At 46.6% G+C, this 10,617-nt stretch carries 8 protein-coding genes and 1 pseudogene; 3 read left to right on the plus strand and 6 right to left on the minus strand.

Features of this window, described 5'->3' with window-relative positions; all coding sequences use genetic code 11:
- Positions 1-121: 121 nt before the first annotated feature.
- Positions 122-2,218 carry a protein-disulfide reductase DsbD family protein gene (locus tag GJR95_RS38525; protein ID WP_162390925.1) on the plus strand — a complete coding sequence of 699 codons (2,097 nt, stop codon included), beginning with the start codon at positions 122-124 and terminating at the stop codon, positions 2,216-2,218.
- Between the two features lie 76 nt (positions 2,219-2,294).
- Here GJR95_RS38525 and GJR95_RS38530 read toward each other — a convergent pair whose 3' ends face one another.
- The 5 genes from GJR95_RS38530 to GJR95_RS38550 all read right to left on the minus strand — a co-directional run bounded on the left by GJR95_RS38530 (position 2,295) and on the right by GJR95_RS38550 (position 7,184).
- On the minus strand, positions 2,295-3,326 hold the full coding sequence (locus GJR95_RS38530; RefSeq protein ID WP_162390926.1) for a fatty acid desaturase: 1,032 nt from the start codon (positions 3,324-3,326) through the stop codon (positions 2,295-2,297).
- 330 nt (positions 3,327-3,656) lie between these two features.
- On the minus strand, positions 3,657-3,833 hold the full coding sequence (locus GJR95_RS38535; protein WP_162383932.1) for a hypothetical protein: 177 nt from the start codon (positions 3,831-3,833) through the stop codon (positions 3,657-3,659).
- A gap of 412 nt (positions 3,834-4,245) precedes the next feature.
- A complete protein-coding gene (locus GJR95_RS38540; protein ID WP_162390927.1) occupies positions 4,246-5,463 on the minus strand; it encodes a pyridoxal phosphate-dependent aminotransferase in 1,218 nt (405 codons plus the stop codon).
- A 79-nt stretch (positions 5,464-5,542) separates the two neighbouring features.
- Positions 5,543-6,025 (minus strand): 2-amino-4-hydroxy-6-hydroxymethyldihydropteridine diphosphokinase, encoded by a 483-nt coding sequence (gene folK, locus GJR95_RS38545; RefSeq protein ID WP_162390928.1) that lies wholly within the window; start codon positions 6,023-6,025, stop codon positions 5,543-5,545.
- Between the two features lie 145 nt (positions 6,026-6,170).
- Positions 6,171-7,184 (minus strand): formylglycine-generating enzyme family protein, encoded by a 1,014-nt coding sequence (locus GJR95_RS38550; RefSeq protein ID WP_162390929.1) that lies wholly within the window; start codon positions 7,182-7,184, stop codon positions 6,171-6,173.
- A gap of 171 nt (positions 7,185-7,355) precedes the next feature.
- On the opposite strand from GJR95_RS38550, the gene GJR95_RS38555 reads away from it, so the two are divergent.
- The gene (locus GJR95_RS38555; RefSeq protein WP_162390930.1) at positions 7,356-9,254 is read left to right on the plus strand and encodes an ABC-F family ATP-binding cassette domain-containing protein; all 1,899 of its coding nucleotides are present in this window, start codon (positions 7,356-7,358) and stop codon (positions 9,252-9,254) included.
- Positions 9,255-9,351: 97 nt separating this feature from the next.
- Complete coding sequence (locus tag GJR95_RS38560; protein WP_162390931.1) at positions 9,352-9,993, plus strand: DedA family protein; 642 nt, start codon at positions 9,352-9,354, stop codon at positions 9,991-9,993.
- 506 nt (positions 9,994-10,499) lie between these two features.
- Here the strand turns inward: GJR95_RS38560 and GJR95_RS43005 are convergent.
- A pseudogene (locus tag GJR95_RS43005) lies at positions 10,500-10,617 on the minus strand (IS701 family transposase); the annotation flags it as partial.

Below are 10,617 nucleotides of genomic sequence, written 5' to 3' on the forward strand. Positions count from 1 at the left end.
CCGACTTTATAAAGAAACCCTGGCATCTGCCGGGGTTTTCTGTTACATCAAGGACAAAAAAATGGAAATATTTTTGCAGTATTTCTGTTGTTCTTGCAAACCATCACTTACCCAAAGCGGTATGAAATCATTTTTCGCACTCGTTGTGTGGCTGTTGCTGCCTCTTGCTACGTTTGCCCAGATCATTAAACCAGCAACATGGACCTATAAACCGGCGAAGTCCTCGGTCAAAGTTGGTGAAATAGTTGAACTACGGTTTACAGCTACTATTCAGGCTGGTTATCACGTCTTCTCGTCGGACATAAATCCTAAAATGGATGGTGGGCCACTGCCAACAGCCTTTACGTTTACCCCCAACGCTACTTATGAATTGGTTGGGAAAGTTAAGCCAACCAGTAAGGTAGAAACTAAATATGAGGAGGTGTTTGAGGGCGATGTGTATTTAATGCACGGCCCGGCTCAGTTTGTTCAGAAGGTAAAAATCCTGAAAGAAAATCCAGTTATTACCGGTAATATTGATTATCAAGTCTGTACGGATAGAGATGGTCAATGCATACCCGGTAATGAAGACTTTTCCATTAGCGGCCTGGTTGTTTCCCCGCCAACCACTGCATCAACAGCAGTAGCCTCGGTTCCCCAGACGGCATCGGTTGCAACACCGCCAACCTCTCAAACTACCGTTGCGGCCACGACACCAGCACCCGCTCTGACCGCAACAGAAGCATCTGCCTCAATTGAGCCAATAGTCAAAGAAGCTTTAAAAGAACCGGAACAGGCCCTGGAAGAATCTGCTACTGCATCGGGCGGATCGTTGTGGGGATTTATGCTGGCCGCTTTTTTGTCTGGCCTGGTTGCCCTCTTAACGCCCTGTGTTTTCCCGATTATTCCGGCAACGGTTAGCTTCTTTACCAATCAGCAGGGTGGCCAATGGAAAGCGCTCTTATACGGTGCCTTCATTATTGGAATCTACGTACTGGTCGGCACGGTTGTTTCACGGGTTAACGGGCCCGCCTTTGCTAATTTCGTTAGTACGCACTGGCTGCCGAACATCCTGTTCTTTGCCATATTTTTTGTATTCGGACTATCATTTCTGGGGCTCTTTGAGATCGTGCTGCCGAATTCGCTGATTAACAAAGCCGATGAGCGGTCGGAAAAGGGCGGCATTGCTGGTATTTTCTTTATGGCTTTTACGCTCGTACTGGTGTCGTTTTCCTGCACGGGTCCGATTGTCGGTAGTTTACTGGTAGCCTCGGCAGGCGGTGAAGTCATTAAGCCGATTCTGGGCATGGCGGCCTTTTCGTCGGCTTTTGCCGTACCGTTTACATTGTTTGCGGCTTTCCCACAATGGCTCAAAAACTTACCCCGGTCAGGTGGATGGCTCAACTCGGTTAAGGTTGTGCTTGGCTTCCTGGAATTGGCACTGGCCTTAAAATTCCTGAGTGTTGCCGATCAGGTTTATCACTGGCATTTACTCGATCGTGAAGTGTTCCTATCCCTTTGGGTCGTTATTTTCGCACTGATTGGGTTCTATTTTCTGGGAAAACTTCGGCTCCCACACGACAGTGAGGTGAAATACATCAGCGTTCAGAAGCTTTTGCTGGCAATTGTCACGTTCTCTTTCGTGGTTTACATGATTCCGGGTTTGTGGGGAGCGCCATTGAAAGCACTATCGGGCTACTTACCTCCCGAAACATCGCAGGATTTTAACATCAGCCAGCAATCAGCAGGCAGTCAAGAGTCGGCAAACGCAATTTCCGAGCGTATCAAATATGCAAACCTATTTCATTTTCCGCGTGGGTTGCAGGGTTTCTTTGACTATAAACAGGGATTGGCATACGCCAAAAAACTGAACAAGCCCGTCTTTATTGACTTCACAGGACATGGTTGTGTGAACTGTCGCGAGATGGAAGCCCGCGTCTGGTCAGATCCCGCCGTTATGTCGCGGCTTCAAAATGATTTCGTCTTGATTGCCCTCTATGTGGACGATAAAACCGAACTACCTGAGTCAGAGTGGTACACCTCAACGTACGATCAGAAGGTTAAGAAAACGATTGGCGGGCAAAATGCTGACTTACAGATCACGAAATACAACAACAATGCACAGCCACATTACTGCCTCGTTAACAGCGACGGAAAGTTACTGGTAGCACCAAAGAACTACGACCGAAGCGTCGAAAACTTCGTCGCTTTTCTGGAATCCGGCAAGGCTAAGTTTTAGTATTTCTCCTCAACAACAAAAAAGGGCTGCCGAATTTCGGCAGCCCTTTTTTGTTGTATGTTGTAGGTAAAGCGGATTAAGCAGTGACTTTAGCAGGATAATCCTGCGTTTGTACAATTTCTAAATCAGGCTTAGACTGGTCGGCAATGGTTACCCGCCCACGTTCCTTACGGACAATCCGCGAGTAAAGTGAAATCTCCTGATCGAAGAGGAACCGGAAAAATAACCGAACGAAAGACGTATGGTATTTCAGGGTATCGTAGTATTCGGGAGCTGACTTCTTAATATCCGGGAGTTTGTTCCAGGGAATCGAAGGGAAGTCATGGTGTTCGTTATGAAAGCCTACGTTTAGATTAGGCCCATTAAGTCTACCATAGTAACTGTAGGTCTCCTGTTCTTTATCAAGCGTTAAGTAGTGTTCCTGAATCCAGCGGGCCCCAAGTGGGTGAAAGCCAACAGAAAAGAACAGGCAAAGGCCAAGGAATATTAGTGCTTTCCAGCCAAACAAGACAACTATTAACGCATCGAAGGCAATCTGAACGATCATATTTGCTGCAACCCACTTGTCGATAACGGCCAGCTCGCGGCAACGAATCGTCCGAATACCCTGAAAAATAGGAAAAAGGAGTAGCCAGATCGCCTTACCAATCGCGTAGTTATTAATGAGTTTGGCTTCATACCAGTCTGGTAAATCAGCATCTAACTCATGAACGCCCTGAAACGCGTGGTGCTTAATGTGGAAATTTTTAAAGGACAGTGCGGTCGGAAATACGGTCGGTAAGTTAGCAAAAATGGCTGCCCACATATTAGCCGAAGGTTTCCGGAAGATCAGGTTATGGGCTGCTTCATGAATGCAGACAAACAGCGTATGGGCTGGAAACGCGCCAATGAACCAGGCGGCCGCTACAACGACCCACCAGGATTGATCACGAACAAGATAGGCCATACCCGTCATTAGCGTAACACAACCCAGAATAACCCAGAATGTCGCTGGATTTTTCTGGCCAATAAGCTTTTTAATTTCGGGATGCGATTTCAGGATTTGCCGCGTACGAATACGGTGCGGTTCGGTAGTATTTGATCGGACAAAATCTGTGAATGTTGCCATAAGTAAAGCGTCGCCGTACAATTCGGTGAATAACGAACGGTAAATTTAACAAATTTTCGGATTGTATAGACTCCTGCCCGTTCCGTTACCCAGATAATCTTTATTTCGAATCAACTTAAATTCGTCTTACTCTATTACCTAAAAGGGCTGTACACTACCCACGAAAAGCTAATTATCTACTAGCCAACTTTTTACGTAAGGTGTATTGAGTCGTTTTTTTCTTATTAACGCTAAATTTCGATTTAAATTAGCCAAAATAAAAGAGCCGCGTCTTCTCATTGAGCAGAGATCGCGGCCCTTCTTAATCGATTTATCAGTATAAATTCGATATTAGTCCATTGATGGTTGGGGTTCATTCTGTGGCAATATATCTGCCTTAATCTGCTCAATCACCCGTTCAATCATTTGGGCAGCCCCACGAAGGGCTCCGAAAATAATACATAACGGCAAAATGATGGGCAGAAAGAAAACCCATTGAAAGATCATGTACAAACGAAATTTTCTCATCGGCTCGGCTAGTGATTTATTAGATTAAGTTAACGGTTTTTTCTATTAGTAAAAAAGAGAATGTCGATTGTTTTCACCACCTTCCATCCATAATCAAAATTAAACTTGTATTAATACAAAAACAAGTTATTTGTAAAAAAGTTCGATGAAATTAGATCCACGTGATTGAGCAGACTCATAAAATCGTTGTCACCTGTGTACCCATTTTACTTATTATCAATTTTGATGCCAAAAAAAATAACATAAAATTGATAATACGCTAATTAACAATAAAATAGAATTGACCCCTCATTTATACTCTATATTTTACTTTTAACCCAAACTTATTTCGTTATCCAGATCATTTTCTTACAAAATAAAGCAGCTCGGAGAATCTCTCCGAGCTGCTTTATTTTGGTGTTATCTATTTCGTTTATTTCAATGTTGCCACAGCATCTTTAATCCGCTGTACGGCCTCAGCGAGTGACTCGTCGGAAGCAGCTGTCGAAATTCGAAGACAATTCGGCGCTCCAAAACCAGAACCCGCAACGGTTGCTACATGAGCAGTAGTCAATAACCACCCGGCAAAATCATCAGAGTTTTCGATGGCCGTTGTGCCATCTGACTTACCGTAATAATAGCTGATATCCGGAAATGCGTAGAAAGCTCCTTCGGGTACATTTGTACGGAACCCAGGCACTTCCTTCAATAATTTTACGACCAAATCGCGACGACGATGGTAGGCTTTGGTCATTTCAAACGATGGCTCCAGGGTGCCTGTCAAAGCAGCGACACTAGCTTTCTGAGCTATTGAGTTCGTACCCGACGTAACCTGGCCCTGTAGTTTTTCAACGCCATCGGCGATCCATTTAGCGGCCCCAATGTAGCCGATACGCCATCCCGTCATGGCAAAGCCCTTGGCAACACCATTGACAGTGATAACCCGCTCAGCAATTGCAGGAATCGAGCCAATACTAAAATGACCTTCCGGCGTAAAGTTGATGTATTCGTAAATTTCGTCGGCCAGCACATAAATGTTATCGTGACGAGCTACAACATCGGCAATAGCACGCAGCTCGGCTTCCGAATAAATCGAACCGGTCGGGTTGTTGGGCGATGCATACATCACGATCTTGGTCCGGTCGGTAATGGCAGCTTCGAACTGTTCGGGGGTTACTTTAAAATTATTTTCGAACGAACCGTCAACGACAACCGCCTTCCCTTCGGCCAGCTTCACCATTTCGGAGTAGCTAACCCAGTATGGAGAGAAAATAATTACTTCGTCGCCTGGATTGATCAACACCTGAATCACATTCGCCAACGAGTGCTTGGCACCGGTCGAAACAACGATATTTTCGGGTTTCCAGTCAATATTATTGTCGCGCTTGAACTTATCAGCAATGGCTTTGCGAAGATCAGGGTAGCCAGCAACGGGCGAATAGCCATGAAAACCATCATCAATGGCTTTTTTAGCCGCTTCGCAGATGTGTTGGGGCGTTTTAAAATCTGGCTCCCCAACGCTCAGGCTAATTACTTTGTGGCCCTGAGCGGCCAGTTCACGGGCTTTTTTGGTCATCGCCAGCGTGGACGACTCCTCCAGCGCGTTGATGCGGTCGGCTAACAAACTCACGGTGTCAAGCGTGGCAGACATAATCGGTGGTGATTTTTTAAGAAAATTACAACAAACTGACTACAAAGGTACTATGTTTTCAGTGGAGAGGAGGTATTTTTCAGAAATTAAAAATTATTACCTCACCCTCATCCATACATTCGTCCAGCAACTCATCTATTGTTTTTTGTAACACTGGATGAACAAAATCCGGTGCGATCTCGGCCAGTGGTACAAGTGTGAACCGTCGTACGTGCAGATACGGATGCGGAACCGTTAGGGTTTCCGTTTGCACTATCTGTTGCCCGTAAAACAAGATGTCAATATCAATAACTCGGGCACCCCACTTTTCGAACCGCACGCGACCAAGCTCCTGCTCAATAGCCTGTGTCTGTTCAAGCAGTTCCTGTGGTTCCAGTTTAGTATCAACAGCCAGCACCTGATTCAGATAGGCCGGTTGGTCCGTTACACCCCAGGGAGCTGTTTCGTACAAACTCGACTGTTGTAGTAACGACCCAATACGTTTCACGATCAGATCACCGGCCCGATTCAGCGTCTGGACACGGTCGCCAAGATTTGCGCCGAGAAGGAGAAAAGTTTTCAATGAGAAAATGGGTTAGGGCTTTCGCTCAGAAGCGTGCCACTGATGTTACTTGTGATAACCGTGGTACGCTTCTGAGCGAAAGTCCTATGAGTAAGAAAACGGATGGGTGAATGAAGATGCCTTTCACTCATCCGTTTTTTAGTCTTTAATAATCTTTGATTGGTTTGATATCGTAATATGCCTTGATTTCTTCCTCGCTTGGCGTTTTGGCCGGACGAACGAACCGGAAGCCTACGAACGAAGCGGACGTTAGCCACCAGTCTGATTTTGGGCTTTGCGGGTCAAGTACTTTCCAGGCCGGAGCCGACGGTGTCCGGGCTGCCGACCGCAACACAGTCGGGTCATCGTCCCAGGAGCCACCCCGCACCGAGTTTGGATAAAGGGTCGTCGTTGGTGCGTAAGGTTCCTTTACGGTTCCTTTTGCCACCGATGCGTAATAATCTTCAATGTATTGATCCTGAGTCCATTCCATTACATTGCCATGCATGTCATAGAGCCCAAACGAGTTTGGTTTCTTGGTTCCAACTTTTTTATAGCCGCCACCACTATTACCATTAAAAACTGCGTATTCACCTAATTTCTTCACATCGCTTCCGAATGAATAGGCCAATGTAGCATTCTTATCATTTCCCCGGCAGGCATATTCCCATTCAGCTTCCGTTGGCAGGCGATAAAAAACACCCGTCTTGGCATAAAGCCACGCGCAGAATTTTATGGCTGCATATTGCGTCATATTAATAGCCGGATAGCCCGAACGACCCATGCCGAACGACATATCGACATAGGGTGGGCTGGGCCGTGTGGTAGCGTCTGTTTTGGCAAGGTTTGCGTCAGTCTGCGTGTATTTGGCAGCCATTTCCTTCTCCATGTTGGTGAAGGCAAACAAGTCATAAAGATCCCAGGTCACTTCATATTTACCCATATAAAACGGCTCAATCACCACGCTATGCTGTGGACTTTCGTCAGGTTTATGACCTTTTTCTGAGGGCAGACTACCCATTAGAAATTTACCGCCCGGAATGGCTACCAGGGCATAGGTCTGGTCGCTACCCGGAATAACCTGTGTGTACGATTTAAAAGTGGTAGTCGTTTGTGCAGTTGTATGAACTACCGAACCAATGGCAATGGCAATGGCTACACTGAGATGTTTCAGATGCATTGTTGGTTATAAGGAAAGGATTCTCGTTGGTCTGTAAAAGTACGAACGATTTTCTTTCTTGTACCTTTGTAGTGATAGATAGACGTTGGTCGACCAGGCGAACCATCTAAACGAATTAAACGGATAAACGAGTTGACCCGTTATCTGACCTGATTGATGCAAGCATAACTAATGAATTACCTTTCAGCCGAAAACTTAACAAAATCATACGGCGACCGTATGCTGTTCCGTAACCTGACATTTGGGGTGAACCGGGGCGACAAGGTTGCTATTGTCGGAGCCAATGGCTCTGGGAAAACAACGCTACTTTCGATTCTGGCCGGGTCTATGCCGCCCGATTCGGGTATAGTCAGCCATCGGAAAGACATCAGCATCGGTTACCTTGATCAGCAACCTGATCTCAATGATGCACTGACCGTGATGGAAGTAGTCCTGGCGGGCGAAAGTGCACAGCTCGATGCCGTTCGGGCTTATGAACACGCGCTTGCCCACGACGACCATGCGGCTCTCGAACGGGCCATGTCGGATATGGAAAAGCTGGAGGCCTGGGATTACGAAGCCCAAATCCGGCAAATTCTGGGCGAACTGGGTATTCAGGACGTTGAGCAGTCAGTTGGGTCGCTGTCGGGCGGGCAACGCAAACGGGTTGCACTGGCCCGCGTGCTGATTCAAAACCCCGACCTGCTCATTCTGGACGAGCCAACCAACCACCTCGATCTGGAAGCGATCGAATACCTCGAAAACTTCCTGAACACGAACAATGGTACGCTGCTGATGGTCTCTCACGACCGCTATTTTCTGGATCGGGTCTGCAACCAGATTGCCGAGTTAGATAGTGGGCAGCTTTATACCTACAAGGGCGATTACGCCTATTTTCTGGAGAAGAAAGACGAACGTGAAACAGCAGCTGCCTCTGAACTGGCGAAAGATCGCAACACGTTCCGGCGCGAGCTGGAATGGATGCGTCGGCAACCCAAGGCGCGCGGAACGAAAGCGCAATATCGAATCGATGCGTTTGACGAACTGAAGGAAAAAACCAGCGGCAAACGGAACGATGGCGAACTTGATCTGAATCTACGCACATCCCGATTGGGCAGTAAGATCCTTGAGGTAGAGAATCTTAGTAAACGTTTTGGGGAGAAAGTACTGCTCGATCATTTTACCTACACCTTCAAACGGTCCGACCGAGTGGGGCTGATCGGGAAAAATGGAATGGGTAAAACCACACTGATGAACATGCTAACCGGTCAGTTGCGTCCTGATTCGGGGAAGATCACAACGGGTGGTACGGTCAAGTTCGGGTACTATACCCAAACCGAGCTGGATCTCCCCGAAAGTCAGCGTGTGATCGACGTCGTGCAGGATGTAGCCGAAGTCATGAAGCTGGCCAATGGCGATACTATTACGGCCAGTCAATTGCTGACTCGATTCCTCTTTGACCGATCGAAACAGTATGATTATGTTGCCAAACTAAGCGGTGGCGAAAAACGTCGGTTGCAGCTTCTGCTCGTGTTGGTGCAGAATCCGAATTTTTTGATTCTTGATGAGCCAACGAATGACCTCGACATTACGACACTCAACGTACTGGAAGATTTTCTGCTTAATTTCTCCGGGTGCGTTCTGATCGTTACGCACGACCGGTACTTCATGGACCGACTTGTTGAGCACGTTTTTGTGATGGAAGGGGCTGGTAAAGTCCGTGACTTTCCGGGGAACTATACCGATTATCGGGAGTGGCGCGACTCCCAGCCGAAGAGCGCTTCACAAAATGATAAACCAGCGGCATCGGTACCGAAGAACCAAACGCCCGCGCCCGTGGTTTCATCCGCGACGGTCGATGGCAACACGAATGGCGCCCGGAAGAAACTGTCATTCAAGGAAATCCGCGAATATGAAACGCTCGAAAAAGAAATTGAGTCGCTGGAGCAACGGAAGGTCGAAGTTATTGGTCTGCTTAATACAGGTGGGCATCACGAGCAGTTAACGGCCTGGGCGCGGGAAATCGAAGAAATTGACCAAAGCATTGCTGAAAAATCGGACCGCTGGCTTGAGTTGGCGGAATATATTTAAAGAGCGAAAGAGTGAATGAGCGAAAGAGTGGCTACGCTACGCTTTCACCGTTTCGGCGGCAGTTTCTTTTACTCTTTCACTCTTTCACTCGTTAAGCATGAACCAGATCGTTGAGTTTTTTCAATACCTGCTTAATTCAGAAGAAATCATCCGAACGGGTGGCTTAGTGCTGATTACGCTGATTATCTTCGTTGAGAACGGAATTATCTTCGGCTTCTTTCTGCCGGGCGATTACCTGCTGTTCTTATCGGGTGTGTTTGCAGGAACGAAAATCCTGAATGTTCCGCTGTGGATACTCTTACTCTGTATTTTTAGTGCCGCTGTTCTGGGTTCCTTAACGGGCTACCTGACGGGCTACTATTTTGGTGCCCGGATCAAAAATCGTCCGGATTCGCTCTTTTTCAAGCAAAAATACATCGACGATACGCGGGCTGCTTTTATTCGTTACGGTAACGGAGCACTTATTGTTGCTCGTTTTTTACCCGTTGTCCGCACTTTTGCGCCGATTTTGGCCGGACTCATTCATATGCCCTCCCGGTTTTTTATCCTCTACAACATCATTGGTGCTTCCATTTGGGTCCTAACCCTTGTGGGCGGGGGCTTTTATTTCGGAGAGCGGTTTCCGTGGATCATCAATTATGTCCACTGGATTATCATTTTCTTTTTGGCTATCACGACATACACCGTTGTCCGCGGATACCTTAATGCCCGTAAGGAAAAACAGGCGGAAGAGGTGTAAAACTTTCATTCATTAGCTTCCCATTAACTCGCGGTTTCAAATGGGTCCTCGTAAACAATCGGTTGGTCTCGTAGAGGAAATCGTCCTTTACAGTCGTTGGGCTTCGGCAAAAAGTCTGCTAAGGGGTCGTCTACGATCACTTCAATTTGATCACCCTTTTCATCCTTTATAAATCAAGATTTCATAGTAGCTACTAGTAGTCGGCCAATTTAAACCTATAAGGTTTTTGAAACCGCATCAGCGGCCCGGCGCATCGGCGGCCCGGCTTATAGGTTTAAATTGGCCGACCACATTCATGACTATTCCGCATAAAATACAAATCAGAATAGTACTATTTTTTGTTCTAAAATTATAAATTTTTGTTCGTTTGTATTATTATGTTACACTTTATGTGGCTCTTTCCGCTTATCTTCATCGACGCCATCTGCAATACCAACTAAAGCATTTCTGATAAAATTCGTCAATTCTATTGCAAAAAGTAATGGCTACTGTCTTAGTAACTGATGTTACGCCAACTCCATTTGTGGATGTTGGCTGAGTTGATTTTTGAGGACGGCCAGTTCCGCAAAAGCCGCTTGCAGGGCTTTGAGGTATAACCGCCCTTTCAAGGCAAAATGATTGGTA

This window comes from Spirosoma endbachense (genome assembly GCF_010233585.1).
In the GTDB taxonomy this organism is placed as follows: Bacteria; Bacteroidota; Bacteroidia; order Cytophagales; family Spirosomataceae; genus Spirosoma; species Spirosoma endbachense.

Bases quoted from the DNA above. Each gene is read 5' to 3' on its own strand.
- GJR95_RS38525 (WP_162390925.1), top strand. From the start codon at position 122: ATGAAATCATTTTTCGCACTCGTTGTGTGGCTGTTGCTGCCTCTTGCT.
- GJR95_RS38530 (WP_162390926.1), bottom strand. From the start codon at position 3,326: ATGGCAACATTCACAGATTTTGTCCGATCAAATACTACCGAACCGCAC.
- GJR95_RS38535 (WP_162383932.1), bottom strand. From the start codon at position 3,833: ATGAGAAAATTTCGTTTGTACATGATCTTTCAATGGGTTTTCTTTCTG.
- GJR95_RS38540 (WP_162390927.1), bottom strand. From the start codon at position 5,463: ATGTCTGCCACGCTTGACACCGTGAGTTTGTTAGCCGACCGCATCAAC.
- GJR95_RS38550 (WP_162390929.1), bottom strand. From the start codon at position 7,184: ATGCATCTGAAACATCTCAGTGTAGCCATTGCCATTGCCATTGGTTCG.
- GJR95_RS38555 (WP_162390930.1), top strand. From the start codon at position 7,356: ATGAATTACCTTTCAGCCGAAAACTTAACAAAATCATACGGCGACCGT.
- GJR95_RS38560 (WP_162390931.1), top strand. From the start codon at position 9,352: ATGAACCAGATCGTTGAGTTTTTTCAATACCTGCTTAATTCAGAAGAA.